This is a genomic window from Pelagibius sp. Alg239-R121 (assembly GCF_947331435.1).
Classification (GTDB): Bacteria; Pseudomonadota; Alphaproteobacteria; order Kiloniellales; family Kiloniellaceae; genus Denitrobaculum.
The window spans coordinates 44211-60103 of the sequence record NZ_CAMZOF010000013.1 but is presented as its reverse complement, the minus strand read 5'-3'; the positions used below and the strand labels follow the sequence as shown (position 1 = coordinate 60103).

Genomic DNA, 15893 nt, shown 5'->3' with positions numbered 1-15893 from the left:
GAAGGCGTTACTATTGAAAACATCTAAGACAATAACGCGTTGTTTATTTACATAAAATTTTACACATTAAGAATTTCTATTTGGAACAGTTCAAAATATACAGGAATATTCTATTGAGAAAATCGGCTCTATATCAAATTCGAGAAAATATTATTGAAAATTCCCTGCTTTTCTCAAATCACCGTTAGAATATACTTATCAATCAACTTAGAATCATCTCGACAGCGCCGCTTTCGCTCTGGCGACGCCAACACAAAGGCCCCTTTATGGCGAACGAAACGGTGATCACAGCCGTCGAGGCAAAGCTTTTTGCCATTCCCTTAGCTGAAGTGCTCAGTGACGCCAAACACGGCGATCACAGCCATTTCCACCTGATCACTGTGACCGTCAAGCTCGCGAACGGTACGGAAGGCACCGGCTACAGCTATACCGGCGGCCGGGGCGGTCACGCTGTCCTGGCGATGATCGAACATGACTTGGCACCTCAGATAATGGGACGCGATGCCGGTGGGATCGAGCGGATTTATGAAGAGTTGGAGAGCTACATCCACTATGTCGGACGGGGTGGTATTGCCTCCTTCGCGAATTCGGCAATCGATATCGCGCTATGGGATTTGCTTGGCAAAACGCAGGGACTGCCGCTCTCGAAGATGGCAGGTGGCGCCGGGACGACGGCGAAGGCCTACTGCGGCGGGATTGATTTAGGCTTTTCCCAGGAAAAACTGCTCGCAAGCGTCCAGGGCTACCTGGACCGAGGCTTTAACGCTGTAAAGATCAAGATCGGCCTGCCGGATCTCACCGAGGATCTGGCCCGGATTGAAGCCGTGCGCAAACTCATCGGCCCCAACGTCACCTTTATGGTCGACGCCAACTACTCCATGACGGTCGCAGAGGCGATCGCCGCCGCCAAAGCCTTTCAAGCTTTTGACATCTATTGGTTTGAGGAACCCATCGTCCCTGACGACTATCAGGGCTATGCCCGTATCGCCGAGGCTACGGGGGTGCCACTTGCCATGGGCGAAAATCTCCACACCCTGTACGAGTTCGAATTTGCCTTCGCACAGTCTAAGCTATCCTTTATCCAGCCGGACGCCTCAAACTGTGGCGGAATTACCGGCTGGCTACGCGTCGCCAAGCTCGCCGAGCGGCACGGCATTCCCGTCTGCAGCCACGGCATGCAGGAGCTGCACGTCAGTCTGCTGGCCGGGCAGAAAAATGCCGGTTGGCTGGAAGTGCACAGCTTTCCGATCGATCAATACACCACCCGGCCTCTGGTCGTAGAAAACTGCCGGGCAGTTGCGCCCGATACTCCGGGAACCGGCGTGACCTTCGACTGGGAAAAGCTGCGGCCTTTCCGGGCGTAGTGTCTTAGGGGAAACAAAAGCCAGTACAGCCCTTTAAACGTCGGGCAGGCTCTGGTCCATCTGGCGGGCAGGCTGATCGCAGCAGGTGCCGACGATTTTGCCGGGCACGCCAACGACCGTGCAGCGCGGCGGGACGTTGATCAGTACCACGGACGCAGCGCCGACCTTGGCGCATTCGCCGATTTCGATATTGCCCAGGATCTTGGCGCCGGCACAGATCAAGGCGCCGCGGCGGACCTTGGGATGACGATCCCCGCTGTCCTTGCCGGTGCCGCCAAGGGTCACGTTCTGCAGCAGGGACACGTCGTCTTCGATCACCGTGGTCTCACCGATCACCACGCCCGTACCGTGGTCGATCATGATGCCCCGGCCAATCCTGGCCGCAGGGTGAATATCCAGACCGAAGACTTCGGAGATCCGGTTCTGCAGAAACAACGCCATGGGACGCCGGTCGTTGTTCCAGAGCCAATGACTGAGACGATAGCACTGCAGCGCATGGAAACCTTTGAAATACAACAAGGGTTCCAGATGGCTGGTGCAAGCGGGATCACGATCGAGAACCGCCATGATGTCAGCCCTTATGGCGGCACCGATGTCCGGATCGGCCGTAAAGGCCCCGTCGAACACCTGGCGCAGCAGCATGGGCGGCATTTCGGTGCTGCCAAGCTTTTGGGCGAGATGGAAGCTCAAGGCCTCTTCCAGGCGCTGATGGTTCAGCAGCGTGGAATGAAGGTAACCGGCCAAAGCGGGTTCCTGCTCCACCATCTCGATCGCTTCTTGACGGATATGCGACCAGACCGGATCGCAGGTGGCAAACCTCTCAGCCGTACGTGACATCGATGTTTCCTCTTTCGCGTGGTGCCTAGACCTGATTCGGGTTCTATCATCGCCCGAATCATTGCGCAAAATCAATGCATTAGTGTTTCATTTTTGTGCCGCTCCGTCACAAGTGTCGCGACGGGCCAGCCAGACCGCTGGACGGCTCTCCTGTGATAACGTAAGAACTTCGGTTCCCAAGTCCAACAAAAAACGCCGTTAACCCTAAAGCGCTTTTATGGGCCGGCAGGCTTAAACCCGGGCCGACGCTCGATCAGCCTTCGACTGCGAGAGGATTATGGATCAGCAAATCATCGACAGCGTCGCAGAGCTCCAGGCGCATTACGGCCCGCCCGGCGATCTGGCGGTGAACAAGGAACTGACCGCGCTCGATCAGCACTGCCGCCGGTTCATCGAGCTTTCGCCCTTTGTCGTAATCGCCACGGCCGCAGCCTCCGGCGCCGCCGATGCCTCGCCACGCGGCGACGCGCCGGGATTTGTGCAGATCGTCGACGACAAGCACCTGCTGATCCCCGATCGCGCCGGCAACAATCGTCTGGACAGCCTGAAAAACCTGGTCGAAAACCCCAACATCGGCCTGTTGTTCTTCGTTCCGGGTATGAACGAGACGCTCAGGCTCGCCGGCACCGCGGTGCTCACCAGGGATCCGGACGTCCTGGCCCCCATGGCAGTCAACGGAAAACCACCTCGTACCGCTTTGCTTGTCACGATCGACCAGGCCTTCCTGCAATGCGCCAAAGCCCTGATGCGTTCGAAACTCTGGGCTCCGCAAAGCCAGATCGAACGTAAGAGTTTTCCTTCTTTGGGGAAAATCCTCTCGGATCAAATCGATGGCGTGAACCAGGGCGATGCGGACGAGGTGATCGAGGAATCACAGCGGATCCGGATGTACTAAGTGCCCCGCCTGCTTTCCCAATTCTTACGGCCGGCTGCCCTGATCTCTGCCCTCGGCCTGATGTGCGGTCTCGCCGCCTCATACGCTTTGGCTGCCGGCGCCGAGACGGGGAAACTGGACAAGGAGCTCGAACGCCGCGCGTTCGTCGCCGAGAACCTAGTCTTCACCTTCTATCACGAGTTGGGGCACGCCCTGATCGATTTGCTGGAAGTCCCTGTCCTGGGTAAGGAAGAAGACGCCGTCGACGCCCTGGCAGTTTTACTCAGCAGTCAGGGACATGCGCCCGAAGCCGCCGACGCCATGATCGCTTCCGCTGCCGAGAGCTTTGCCATTTCAGACGAATGGGCGGCACAGGGCGGCGAGGAATTCGCCTTTTGGGACGAGCATTCCCTCGACGCACAGCGCTTTTACAGCATCATCTGCCTTTACTACGGGGGCGAGCCGGACGAGCTCGAAACGATGGCGGACGACATGGAACTGCCGGACGAGCGCCGCGATCTCTGCATCGACGAGCGCGCACAGGCCGAACGTGCCTGGAGCAACGTCTTCGACAGTATGGACAAAGAGATGGACAGCGCATTCACACAGGGCGTAACGCTGATCCGCAAGACACCGTCGAGCGATGAAAACAAGCAGGCGGCCAAGCTGCTCGCCGGATCGGATCTCCTGGAGCAGGCGATCGCCGGCTTCAACAGCGCCTTCGCGACGCCGGCGGCAGTGACGGTCACACTGACCGGCTGCGAGGAGGCAAACGCCTTTTACGACACCGAAACCCGCGGCATCACGCTCTGCTATGAACTGATCAGCGAGTTTGCCGAACAGATCGATTGGGCACTTGAGAACGAACAGTAAGCTGTAGAAAATCCCGCGCCGCGCAGCCTGATCACGCTGTTAGCTCTCCAGCTCGGGAGGAAAGCGCGTTGCCTGCACCGAGGCGCGCTCGGCCATAACGTCGAACCAGGCGGTGAGCCTGGGGCAATCGGACAACAGGCCCGGACCGCTCGGCGCCAGCCTCAGATAGCTGATCATCGGCAAGGCCCAGAGGTCCGCCAGTGTCATCTCTTTGCCCAGAAAATACGGGCCCTGGACAAACGCTTCGATCACAGCAAGGACGTGCCCTGCCTCCGTGACGGCTTCGGCGGGCAGCGGTCGTTCGCGCTCTCTTTCCTCGACGAAGATCCCCCAGACCAATTTGGGATAAGCGTAGTTGTCGCAGATCCGCATGATCTGGAGGCAACGTGCCCGCTGCTCTGCTGCAGCCGGAAGCAGGCGATCGCCGTCAAAAGCGGTGATAAGGTACTGCGCGATGGCGTCGGTTTCGTAGAGGCGGAAATCGCCGTGTTCCAAGGCCGGAATCTTGCTGAAGGGATGGCGCTGCGGATAGTCATGCGGCAACCCCTCCTTGTCGAAGATATCGATCTCGACAAAGTCATATGAAAGCGCGCATTCCTCGAGGACCAGTCTCGCAATTCGGCTGTAAACGCTGTAAGGCGCAGCGTGAAGCTTAAGACCTGGCATAAATCAAACCCCAATCCACATGGCGGCCGTCAACAGATGTCATCGAGCACCAGGAGAGTCGTGGCGTCCCGCACGCCATCAAGTGTTGCAATTCGATCGCGGGCCGCGTTCAAGCCCGACATCTGAGGTGCGGAGAGCTCCACCAGGATGTCGATCTCACCGGCGAGGGACGCGCAACGCCGGACTTCGTCAAAAGCAGCGATACGCGCGACCAGTTCATAGTCGGGCGTCTTCTTTAAGCGCAGGAGCAGAAACGCCGAAACGGGCGCGGCTTCGGCGGCGGCATAATCGATTTCGACCCGGTAACCCTTGATCACACCCTGGGCCTCCAATCGCGAGACACGTTCACGCAGAGACGATCGCGCGAGGCCGACATGCCCGGCGATGGTTTTCAAAGGCATGCGGGCATCCTTGTTGAGCAGATCCAGGATCTGCCGGTCCTTGTCATCAAGCGCGCGCATCGATCGCCCAACCGTCAAAGTGCCGGGTGAACCGGTCAGAATGGCGGTCGCGACCGCCGGGACGAAGTGACATCATTTCCCTGCAAACCCATTGGGGAGTTCCTATCTTGTCCAGTCTTACCACGCCTGTGCCCAGCTATTCGACCACGCAAGTGGCCGAAGCTCTTTTCCTTCACTTTGGGCTGACCGGTGCCTTGGACCCTTTGCCGAGTGAAAGAGACCAGAACTTCAGGCTGACCGGTGCTGACGGCATGTGCCATATCGTCAAGATCGCAAACGCCGGTGAGGACCTTCAACGGCTGGACTTGCAGATTCAGATACTCAAACATCTGCAGGAGGTTGATGCCACTCTACCCCTGCCCCGCGTACTTCCGACTCGAAACGGCGAGACTTCCGCTTCAATCAAGAGGCACGAAAATCGCGACGCCGCGAACGCTCTGCGCGTCGTCAGCTATCTTCCGGGAACGCCCCTGGCGGAAGTCGAAAAATCGCCGGCGGTTCTGACGGAACTGGGAGCTTTGCTTGGGCGGGTGGATCATACACTGCGCGGGTTCGGTCACCCCGCCGCACATGCGGCCTTCGACTGGGATTTGCGCACCGCTCTGCGCTCCCGCGGACGTCTGCACTTTATCACCAACGACGCACAGCGCGCCCTTGTATCCGGCTTTCTGGATCGCTTCGAAGAAAACGTCGGGCCTCATTTGAACCGGCTGCGATCAGGCATCATTCATAACGACGCCAACGACTGGAACATTCTGGTCGACAACGAGGGTAGGATCTCGGGACTGATCGACTTGGGCGACGTGACCCACTCCATCATTATCGCCGAACTGGCCATTGCCTGTGCCTACGCCATGCTCGACCAGGCCTCACCGCTAGAGGCCGCAGCAGACGTCCTGCGCGGGTACCATGCAAGCTATCCGCTCGAAGAAATCGAGCTGGACCTGCTGTTCGACCTGATCATCGGCCGCCTCTGTACCAGCGTGACCATGTCGGCCTCGCGCCGGGACCGCGTCACCGACGAACCTTATCTCGCCGTCAGCGAGCGGCCCGCCTGGGACCTGCTGGAACGCCTGGACGCCATCGATCCCCTGATCGCACGCGCAATATTCCGCACGGCCTGCGGCTATGACGCCGTGCCGGGCGCCAGCGCGGTTACGGAATGGATCGACGAAAACCGTCGGCACCTGGCACCGGTCATCGACCCGAGGGCGTCGATGCAGGCGAAGCGGGTACTGGAAGCAAGCAACCCGGATCTCCCTTTCACCCGCGCCATGTCCACGACGGATATCAATCTCGCCGACAAGATCTGGAACGAGGTCAAGGACGAACAAGCCTTCGATCTGGGCATTGGCCTGTGGGGCGAACGCCGGGTCGTCTACACCGTCGATATGTTCAAGTCGAAACTCTGTGAGGGCGACCGGCGTGACGTTCACCTGGGGCTGGATCTCTTTGCGCCTGCCGGCACAGCCATTATGACGCCATTGGATGCCGAAGTGGTCGACTGCCGGATCATCCCTGATCACCAGGATTACGGCGGGGTCGTTCTGCTCAAGCATGAACCCGTACCGGGAGTCGTTTTCCATACCCTCTGGGGCCATCAGGCTCATGCTCCGGTGAAAGCGCTCAAAGTAGGACAGAAACTCGTCAAGGGTGACGCATTTATCGAACTGGGCGCCCCAAATGAAAACGGCGGATGGATCCCGCATTTGCACCTGCAGATCGTCACCCACCCCGTGACCGACGCCCGTGACGTCCCCGGCGCCGGCGAGGCACGCTTCATGGACGTCTGGCGGCAGTTCTATCCCGATCCCTCGACGCTTGCAGGTTTGCCGCCGGAAACCTTCCGCCGCAGCGGCCGCTCGGCGGAAGAACTGCTCGAGCAGCGTCGAAAGCGTCTGGGCAGCAATTTGAGTGTTTCCTACAAAGATAATCCTTTGAAAATCGTCCGGGGTGAAGACGTCTGGCTGATCGATGATCAGGGCCGCGCTTATCTGGACTGTTACAATAACGTTGCGCATCTGGGGCACGCACATCCGGGTGTCGTTGGTGCGTTGAGCGAACAGGCGGCGAAACTGAACACCAACACGCGTTATCTGCAGGATGGCCTTATCGACTATGCGGAACGTCTGACGAGCACACTCCCCGATCCCCTGAGCGTATGTTACTTTGTCTGCAGCGGCAGCGAGGCCAACGACCTGGCCCTGCGTATGGCCCGCGCCCACACCAGGCAAAGCGACGTCATCGTAGTCGATTGGGCCTACCACGGCCATCTGGCTCCGCTGATCGAAGTCAGCCCCTACAAATACAAACGCAAGGGCGGCCATGGGCAGCCGGAACATGTTCACGAGGTCCCCCTACCTGAAACCTACCGCGCGCCGGATGACTGGCCCTCCGAAGAGTTAGGGCGCCGTTACGCCGAACCGGTCAGATCCATCGCGCAGATGCTGGCCTGCCGGAACAAGAGCCCGGCGGCCTTCATCGCCGAGACAATCCCCAGCGTCGGCGGCCAGGTTTTCCTGCCCCGGGATTACCTTTCGGCCGCCTATGGCCATGCGCGAGAAGCCGGTGCGGTCTGTATCGCCGACGAAGTCCAGGTCGGATTTGGCCGCAATGGCAGGCATATGTGGGCTTTCCAGGGACACGATGTCGTGCCCGATATCGTCACCATGGGCAAACCGATCGGCAACGGTCATCCCATGGCCGCGCTGGTCACGACACCGGAGATTGCGGCTTCATTCGACAGCGGCATGGAATACTTCAATACCTTCGGCGGCAACAGCGTGTCCTGCGCTGTCGGGCTTGCTGTGCTCGACGCGCTGGAACAGGAAAATCTGCTGGAGAATGCCCGGATCATCGGCGACTACCTGCTGTCGGGCTTTCGCCAACTACAGCAGAAATACGATGCAATCGGTGACGTTCGGGGTGAAGGCCTGTTCTTTGGCCTGGACATCGTTTCGGACCGGACAAGCAAAGCACACGACAGTGATACCGCAGGGCGTGTGGTGGAACGAATGAAGGCGCGGGGCGTTCTCGCGGGAACCGATGGTCCCTATGACAATGTGATCAAGATGCGGCCCGCCATGACCTTTTCCCGAGAGCATGCAAGTCTTTTGCTGGAGGTTCTTGACCAGGCATTCGGGGACGTCGTCGATTAGAGCGGATGCAATCCCTTCAGAGCACCTGATTTAGCATCATCCATGATGGCGACCGGCGCGCCTGATTTTGCGAGAACCCGCATCCCGAAGTAGACCGAGAGAAGATGCCGCGCGGTGCGGCGGCCTTCCGACACCGAAGCCACAAAGTCGGGTATGGCCCGCACGGCTTCAAGGAAGGCCTCTTCCATGCATTCCAGGCTCGCGGTCACGCTTCGCTCGGTGGCCGAATCCAACGGCGCCTGATCGACCGCAGCGTTGCAGAGCAGGCACCCCCGGCGGTCGCCTTTCACCGACACCGCATCGATGACCGCCTGCAACAGGGCGGCAATACGAAGATAGCCGGCATCCGGCGCTTCCAATTCATAGCCGCCACACTTGCCGCTCAAGAGATCAACCGCCAAAGCAACTTCGGTTTCGTCGTAAAAAGCGAGCGCTTTGAGATAGAGAGTCCGCTTGTCGCCGAAGGCGCCGTAAAGGCTCCCCTTCTGCAAGCCGGTCGCCTCTACCAGGTCGCTCATGGCGGTACCTTCGAAGCCTTTTTCCCAAAAAATATCCATGACGGCGGCAAGAACGGTTTGTTCCTCGAACTTCCTCGGCCGCCCGATAGCTGTGACTTCACTCATCTGTGATCAACTCACTTATTGACTGTACGGTCAAAAATATCATCTTATCTCTCATGACCAAGGCAAAACCTGTTCTTTCGATAATTTGTGACCGATCAGTCAAAAAAACAAGAGGTCCTTTTCGAATTTTAGGGGGATTAGCCGTCAGTGCGGCGCAGATTTAGGAGGGGAAATCGCTTTTCCGCGTACGAACTGCACAAAATAGCGGGTGCCCTCGCCTCCCGGTCGGACTGATTAAAAGAGTAACTCAAGGAGAATAAGATCATGAAAGCTTTCCAGTTTCTTCGTGCCGCCTTTGCCGCCGCTGTCCTCGCAACCGCTGCAATCACCGTGGGTGGAAACGTGGCCCTCGCTGACGGACACGGCATCACCGGCAGCTTCACCGGCAAGAACAAGCACACCGTTGCGGGTTCTTTCGAAATCGTTAAGACCGATGGCGGCTACACCCTGACCCTGAGCGACGACTTCGAGCTGGACGGCGCGCCGGATCCCAAACTGGCATTCGGCAAGAACGGCTATGTCAAAGGCACGATCTTCAGCAAGCTGAACAACCTCAAGGGCAAGCAGGTCTACAAGCTGCCGGCCAGCATCAATCCTGACGACTACAATGAAGTCTGGGTCTGGTGCGAAAAGTTCGACGTCGCCCTGGGCGTTGCCAAAGTCAAGTAACGCGGTCATTCACGTGGATCCGGACGAACATCCGGATCCACCACTCCGAGGAACCCTCTTCGCCGGTCGGACAAGGTGGGGAGGGTTTCGGTATTTTTGGAGGTCCTGCCACCTAAAGTGCGCAGACCTATCAGCCAAAGTCCTCGAACTGATCGATGGCTTCTCGATCATAACCCCTGCTCGCCACCAGCAGCTGACGGGTATAGCGCTGGCCGGGTTCGCCGCGTGCCAATTCATCGGCCGTGACTTCTTCGACCACCTCGCCATTGCGCATCACCGCAATGCGATCGCAGATATGCGAGACCACAGCCAGGTCGTGACTGACCAGCACGAAGGTCAGCGACAGCTCTTCGCGTAAGCGCATCAGCAGGTTCAGCACTTCCGCCTGGACCGAGACGTCGAGCGCCGAAGTCGGCTCGTCAAGCAACAGAATTTTCGGTTTTAAGATTAAGGCACGGGCAATGGCGACACGCTGTCGCTGTCCGCCGGAAAGCTGATGCGGAAAGCGGAAGCGAAAACCATGGCCGAGACCAACCTGCTCCAGCGCCTCTTCCACCCGCGGCCCCGGTTTGTCCAATCCCTGGATCGCGATCGGTTCGGACAGGATGCGGTTGACCGTGTGGCGCGGATGGAGCGAACCGTAGGGATCCTGAAAGACCATCTGCACAGTCTTGTAGAAGGAATCCGAGCGGCGCGCCGTCGGCTCCAGAGCCTCGCCGTCGATGGAGACACGACCGCTCCAGTCCGTCGCCAGACCACAGAGCGCGCGCAGAACCGTCGATTTGCCAGAACCGGATTCCCCTACGAGACCGAAGGATTCGCCGGCGGTGATCCGGCAACTCACGTTCTTGACGGCATGCACCAGATCAGCGCCGGTGGAAAAGGTAACGTTGAGATCCTGAATATCGATCATAGGAGCCAGGCCGGATCGCGGGTGAGCACCGGCAGCGCCGCATGCCGCGCATCGATCTGCGGCAAGCAGTTCAACAGTCCCTTTGTGTAGGGATGCTGCGCCTGATGAAGTTCGGCGGCAGCGAGCTCCTCCATGACCTGACCGCCATACATCACCAGAATACGGTCACAGAAGGAGGCCACCAGGTTTAGATCATGACTGATGAAGATGAGCCCTAGCCCGCGAGTCGTCACCAAATCGTCCAGGATCGCGAGAACCTGAAGCTGGACCGTAACGTCGAGGGCCGAGGTCGGTTCGTCCGCGATCAGAAGGTCGGGATCGGTGATCAGCATCATGGCAATCATAATGCGCTGGCCCATACCACCCGAGACCTCGTGGGGATAGGCGCGGTAAACCCGTTCCGGATCGCGGATCCGCACCGCCTCCAGCATTTCCAGCGACTTGGCTTTGGCAACGGCCTTAGAGGCTTTGGCATGCGCCCGGTAGGCTTCGGATATCTGGCGGCCGACGGTCATTACGGGATTGAGCGAATATTTCGGATCCTGCATCACCATGGAAATGCGCCCGCCGCGCAGATCACGTAGTTGCCGGTCGGAAGCCGCGAGCAGGTCGATACCGTCAAAGGTCATAGTTGACGCGGTTACGCGTCCCGGCGGTGGAGTCAGGCGGAGCAAGGCACGCCCGGTCTGGGACTTGCCGGATCCGGATTCGCCGACGATCCCCAGTTTTTCCCGGCCAAGATTAAAACTTACGCCGCGCACCGCCTCAACCAACCCCTTGCGGGTATCAAAAGAGACGGAGAGATCGCGAACCGAAAGCAGGTGGTCACTCATCTCAATCCCCACTCTTTGGATCGAGCACGTCGCGCAAACCGTCGCCAAGCAGATTGAAGCCGAGGCTGACCACGAAGATTGCGATCCCCGGGATCGACGCCAGCCACCACTGGTCCAGCAGGAACTTGCGGCCGGAAGAAATCATGGCCCCCCACTCGGGCAGCGGCGGCTGTGCGCCCAGTCCCAGGAACCCAAGTCCAGCCGCCGTCAAGATGATCCCGGCCATATCCAGAGTAACGCGCACGATGATCGAGGAGGTACAGAGCGGCACGACATGGCCCCAGATCACCCGGCCCGCCGACGCGCCCTGCAGGCGGATGGCGGCTATGTAGTCGGCGCGGCGGATGGTGAGGGTTTCGGCACGGGCAATACGGGCATAGGGCGGCCAGGAGGTGATCGCGATGGCGAAGATGGCGTTTTCGATCCCCGGGCCAAGTGCCGATACGAAAGCCAACGCCAGGATCAGGCGTGGAAAGGCCAAAAATATGTCGGTGATCCGCATCAGAACCTTGTCGATCCAGCCGCCGAAATATCCGGCTGAGGTTCCCACCAGCAGGCCGACGGGTGCGGCGATGATGGCCACCAGAACGACCACATAGAGAGTCAGGCGGGTGCCGTAGACGATGCGGCTGTAAATATCCCTGCCCAGCTCATCCGTGCCGAACCAATAGTCGGCGCTCGGCGGCAGCAGGCGGCTCTGCAGATCGGGCGCGATGGGCGACGCGGTGGCAAGAAGCGGCGCCAGAGCTGCGACGAGAACCAGAAGGCCGACAATGATCAACCCCAGCAGCGCCAGGCGGTTGGCCGCAAAGTCGAGCCAGGCGTAGTAGGCGCGCCCGCAACTTGCCTGGAGATGGGACTCGGGATTTTCATTGGTCAGCCAGGCTTTGAGACCCGTGGGAGAGCGCGTTGAAAGATCGGTCATTTGGCACGCGGGTCCAGCAGCCGATAGAGAATATCGGACAGAAGGTTCAGACTGATGAAAACGCTGCCCACCACGACGGTCCCACCAAGAACCGCGTTCATGTCAGCCTGTAAAAGGGAATTGGTGATGTACTGTCCAAGACCGGGCCAGGCAAAGACGATTTCGGTCAGGACCGAACCCTCCAGCAGATTGGCGTAGGACAGCGCAATCACCGTCACCAGGGGCACCATGACGTTGCCCAGCGCATGGCGCCAGATGATCCGGGTTTCGCTGAGGCCCTTGACCCGGGCAGTGATGATGTATTCCTGGCTGAGCTGCTCCAGCATGAAGGAGCGCGTCATGCGGCTGATATAGGCGAGGCTGAAGTAGCCGAGGATGATGGCAGGCAGGGCAATATGACTGAAGGCATTGAAGAAGACGTCGATCTCTCCGGCAATCAGGCTATCGACCAGAAGCATGCCGGTGACGGGATCGACCAGATATTCGTAAGCGATGTCGAGACGGCCCGGACCCGCCACCCAGTCGAGCTTTGCATAAAACAGCAGCAATCCGACCAGGCCGAGCCAGAACACCGGCACGGAGTAGCCCAGCAAACCAAAGACCCGAACCAGCTGATCGGGCCAGCGGCCTTTGTGAACTGCAGCAATCACCCCCATCGGAATGCCCAGAACCACTCCGAAGATGGTCCCCATGCTGGCCAGCTCGAGGGTTGCCGGAAAGACCCGTTTAATGTCGTCGATGACGGGATTGGCCGTGAGAACCGACTCGCCGAAATCACCGACGGCCACGTTCTTCACGTAGACCAGAAACTGCTGCCAGAGAGGCAGATGAAGTCCCAGTTCAATTTTGGCCTTTTCATAGGCTGAAGCCGAAGCGTGATCCCCGACTGCCGCCAGCACCGGATCGATCGGAACCACCCGGCCAATGAAAAAGGTGACCACGAGAAGACCCAGAAAGGTCAGTCCCAGGGTTGTCACCAACCCCAGGACCACCTTGACGGGCTGCGGCAACCGAAAGCGAGTCGAATTTACTTCGCCGGTTGCCGCGTTATGCGAACCGTTTGTCACAAAATGTCCAGACCGATCAGTCCTTGGTCACTTTGTGATAGCGGTTGTCGTCGAACGCAGGGCCGATAATGAAGCCCTTGGTGTTGGCGCGCTCCGCGATGACTTCGATATCCTGAAGCATCACGACGAAGGGCGAGACCTGCTGGTGCTCACGCTGCAGAGCCAGATACATCTCGGCACGCTTGGCGGCGTCGCGTTCCAGTACGGCGGCATCGGCCTGCTTGGTCATCGCAGGAATATCCCAGGAATTCCGCCATGCCAGCGGCTTGGACTTGGCGTCGTCGGAATTATCCGGGTTCCGTGCGAAGGTATCGGCATTGGTGTGCGGATCCTGATAATCCGGGCCCCAGCGGCCGATGTAGATGTCGTGGTTGCGGGCACGGTACTTGGTCAACGTCTGCTTGCCGTCACCGGGAATGATTTCCAGCTTGATGCCGGCCTGGGCGAAGGTCGATTGAATCGACTGCGCCATCTCGGTGATCTCAGCCGTGTTGCGCGTATCCATGGTCAGGCTGAAGCCGTCTGCCAGACCAGCTTCGGCCAACAGAGCCTTGGCCTTTTCGACGTCGAGGCTGAAAGGTGTTTCGGTCAGGGCGCCGAGGAAACCCTTGGGCAGGAAGGCCTGATGCACGGTGGCCTTGCCCTTCATGATGGTCTGTTCGATGCCTTTGTAATCGACCAGATACTTCAGTGCCTGACGCACCTGCGGCTTACTCAGGAATTCGTTTTTCTGGCTCAGTCCGAGATAGTAGACAGCCCCCTTCTCGCCCTGGCGCGCACGAATATCGGCGTTGCCTTCAAGGCCCGCCAACTGGTCGGCGCCAAGCTTGCGCGCGATGTCGATGTCGCCTTTTTCCAGCAAAAGACGTTGGGTAGCGGGTTCCGCGATGTGACGGATGACCACGCGTTTCATGGCCGGAAGTTCGCCCCAGTAATCGTCATTCCGGTCGAGCACCAGAACTTCATTGGCCTTCCACTGACGCAGCTTGAAAGTGCTGGAGCCGGCGAAATTTGTGCGCAGCCACTTGTGTCCCAGATCGCCGTCCTGCTCGTGGGCCATGACTTCTTTTTTGTCGACCACGGAACTGATCGTCGCAGTCAGGCAGTAAAGCAAAAAGGTCGGCGCATAAGCCTGATCGGTTTCGATCACCAGTGTGGAGTCGTCGGTCGCCCTGATCTTGTCTTTCACGTTCTCCGGAGTGAAGCCGAACTGGGTGAGGATAAAGGCTGGCGACTTGTCGAGAATGATCGCGCGCTGCAGAGAGAAAGCGGCGTCTTCAGCGGTCAGCGGATTGCCCGAAATGAACTTGATGCCCGGGCGCATTTTGAAGGTGTAAGTCTTGCCGTCGTCGGAAATGCTCCAGCTCTCGGCGGCGACGCCGTAGATCTTGGAGACGTCTTCAATTTCATAACCAATTAAACGGTCATAGGTGTTGCCGGCATACTCGGCACCGGAAAACTCGAAAATCTCCGCCGGATCCAAAGTGATGATATCGTCGATGGCATTGGCCATCACGAGCGTATCTTTCGGCGTCTCCGCGAACGCCGCCGGAGTCGTCCAAGCCATAGCGGCAATCGCAACCGCCCCCAATAGTCTTCGCATATTCCTGACCTCCTGATGTTATTAATTTGTGCGCGCCCGGATGGGACTCCGAGCGCCAAATCTGCACTTTGCCGCAATCGTTTGCGGGCTATTGCCGGAAAGCATGCCCTATCGGCGGAAGGCTGTCCACGATATCAAGTTTACCTCAGGTAGATGAGCGCCCACCCAGGCGCAGCCAGCCCTGCAGCACGACGGTCGCACCGAGAACAATGAAAACGCCGGGTAAAATCATGAGGCTCGGCGGTGTCTGGCCAAGAGCCCAGGTCAAAGCCAGAACCAGCGCCGGATTCATGTAGCTGTAGGCCATGACTCTTGTCGGCCCGAGTCGCACCGTCGAATACTGCGTCAGGAAAAAGGTGATCAGGGTCGTGAAAATTGCCAGATATGCGGTGCCCAGATAAACCTTCGGTTCGATCGCGGGCCAGTCGATTTCAATGAGCCTCGGGATCGAGAGAAGAAACAGCCAGAGCGCGCCGGTTGCCAGGGTCCAGAAGGTCATGACCGGCATCGCTTCGCCCTTATGAAAGAACTTCACCAAAGGGGTATAGAAGCCGAAGAAAATGCAGCCGAGAAAGAAAATCAGATCGCCATGATTGAGTTCCAGCCCCAGCAGACGGCTGGGATCACCGCGGAAGACCACCCACAGTGCCCCAACCGAACCAAGCACCAGCGCGATCAGCTTCTTCCGGTCCAGACGATCCTTGAGGAGAACGGCTGAAACGAGCGCGGCGATGCTGGGGATGAAGGTAAAAAGCGCGCCCGTGTTGAGGGCAGTGGTGGTCCGCAGGGCCTCAAACATGCACCAGAAAAATCCAACCATACAGGCACTGATCGCCGCATAGCGGGCAAGGTCGCGCAGGCCCGGCAACGTGAGTCCGTACTTCAGGATTACAATCGGCAGAAACAGTACAGCCGCGATCAGGAACCTCAGGAACGTGAGAACCAGCGCGTCCAGTCCATCGGCGATCGCCGCGACGACAGGAAAGGACGTTGCAATCAGCATCGTGGCAATCAGCATGCGCCCATG

General features: G+C 58.8%; 15 protein-coding genes. 5 read left to right on the top strand and 10 right to left on the bottom strand.

What is annotated here, in order from left to right; genetic code table 11:
- Nucleotides 1-266 precede the first annotated feature (266 nt).
- Entirely contained in the window at nucleotides 267-1364 is a 1098-nt protein-coding gene (locus tag QMZ18_RS32480; protein WP_282610595.1) for a mandelate racemase/muconate lactonizing enzyme family protein, read from the top strand.
- Nucleotides 1365-1397: 33 nt separating this feature from the next.
- On the opposite strand, the gene cysE is transcribed toward QMZ18_RS32480, so the two are convergent.
- Complete coding sequence (cysE, locus tag QMZ18_RS32475; RefSeq protein ID WP_282610594.1) at nucleotides 1398-2201, bottom strand: serine O-acetyltransferase; 804 nt, start codon at nucleotides 2199-2201, stop codon at nucleotides 1398-1400.
- 277 nt (nucleotides 2202-2478) lie between these two features.
- Between cysE and QMZ18_RS32470 the strand changes: the two genes are divergently transcribed.
- Nucleotides 2479-3096, top strand: a complete 618-nt coding sequence (locus tag QMZ18_RS32470; protein WP_282610593.1) for a pyridoxamine 5'-phosphate oxidase family protein — start codon at nucleotides 2479-2481, stop codon at nucleotides 3094-3096.
- Nucleotides 3097-3948 (top strand): DUF4344 domain-containing metallopeptidase, encoded by an 852-nt coding sequence (locus QMZ18_RS32465; protein WP_282610592.1) that lies wholly within the window; start codon nucleotides 3097-3099, stop codon nucleotides 3946-3948.
- 39 nt (nucleotides 3949-3987) lie between these two features.
- Here the strand turns inward: QMZ18_RS32465 and QMZ18_RS32460 are convergent, their stop codons facing one another.
- Both QMZ18_RS32460 and QMZ18_RS32455 read right to left on the bottom strand, forming a co-directional pair.
- Complete coding sequence (locus tag QMZ18_RS32460; RefSeq protein WP_282610591.1) at nucleotides 3988-4614, bottom strand: glutathione S-transferase family protein; 627 nt, start codon at nucleotides 4612-4614, stop codon at nucleotides 3988-3990.
- Nucleotides 4615-4643: 29 nt separating this feature from the next.
- Nucleotides 4644-5075, bottom strand: a complete 432-nt coding sequence (locus QMZ18_RS32455; RefSeq protein ID WP_282610590.1) for an Lrp/AsnC family transcriptional regulator — start codon at nucleotides 5073-5075, stop codon at nucleotides 4644-4646.
- A gap of 107 nt (nucleotides 5076-5182) precedes the next feature.
- On the opposite strand from QMZ18_RS32455, the gene QMZ18_RS32450 reads away from it, so the two are divergent.
- On the top strand, nucleotides 5183-8233 hold the full coding sequence (locus QMZ18_RS32450; protein ID WP_282610589.1) for an aminotransferase class III-fold pyridoxal phosphate-dependent enzyme: 3051 nt from the start codon (nucleotides 5183-5185) through the stop codon (nucleotides 8231-8233).
- On the opposite strand, the gene QMZ18_RS32445 is transcribed toward QMZ18_RS32450, so the two are convergent.
- Nucleotides 8230-8856, bottom strand: a complete 627-nt coding sequence (locus QMZ18_RS32445) for a TetR/AcrR family transcriptional regulator (protein ID WP_282610588.1) — start codon at nucleotides 8854-8856, stop codon at nucleotides 8230-8232. The two genes, QMZ18_RS32450 and QMZ18_RS32445, sit on opposite strands and share 4 nt — an antisense overlap.
- Nucleotides 8857-9120: 264 nt before the next feature.
- Here QMZ18_RS32445 and QMZ18_RS32440 point away from each other — a divergent pair, with 264 nt between their 5' ends.
- A complete protein-coding gene (locus tag QMZ18_RS32440; RefSeq protein ID WP_282610587.1) occupies nucleotides 9121-9525 on the top strand; it encodes a DM13 domain-containing protein in 405 nt (134 codons plus the stop codon).
- A gap of 130 nt (nucleotides 9526-9655) precedes the next feature.
- Here QMZ18_RS32440 and QMZ18_RS32435 read toward each other — a convergent pair whose 3' ends face one another.
- From QMZ18_RS32435 to QMZ18_RS32410, 6 genes are all read right to left on the bottom strand, one after another.
- Nucleotides 9656-10438 (bottom strand): ABC transporter ATP-binding protein, encoded by a 783-nt coding sequence (locus QMZ18_RS32435; RefSeq protein ID WP_322097531.1) that lies wholly within the window; start codon nucleotides 10436-10438, stop codon nucleotides 9656-9658.
- Nucleotides 10435-11271 (bottom strand): ABC transporter ATP-binding protein, encoded by an 837-nt coding sequence (locus tag QMZ18_RS32430; protein ID WP_282610586.1) that lies wholly within the window; start codon nucleotides 11269-11271, stop codon nucleotides 10435-10437. Before QMZ18_RS32430 ends, QMZ18_RS32435 begins: the two co-directional genes overlap by 4 nt.
- A 1-nt stretch (nucleotide 11272) precedes the next feature.
- Nucleotides 11273-12196, bottom strand: a complete 924-nt coding sequence (gene nikC, locus QMZ18_RS32425; RefSeq protein WP_282610585.1) for a nickel transporter permease — start codon at nucleotides 12194-12196, stop codon at nucleotides 11273-11275.
- A complete protein-coding gene (locus tag QMZ18_RS32420; RefSeq protein ID WP_282610778.1) occupies nucleotides 12193-13206 on the bottom strand; it encodes an ABC transporter permease in 1014 nt (337 codons plus the stop codon). The genes nikC and QMZ18_RS32420 overlap by 4 nt, the downstream gene beginning before the upstream one ends.
- 73 nt (nucleotides 13207-13279) lie before the next feature.
- The gene (locus QMZ18_RS32415; protein ID WP_282610584.1) at nucleotides 13280-14866 is read right to left on the bottom strand and encodes an ABC transporter substrate-binding protein; all 1587 of its coding nucleotides are present in this window, start codon (nucleotides 14864-14866) and stop codon (nucleotides 13280-13282) included.
- Nucleotides 14867-15011: 145 nt separating this feature from the next.
- Nucleotides 15012-15884, bottom strand: coding sequence for a DMT family transporter (locus QMZ18_RS32410; protein WP_282610583.1), 873 nt, complete (start codon nucleotides 15882-15884; stop codon nucleotides 15012-15014).
- Nucleotides 15885-15893 lie beyond the last annotated feature (9 nt).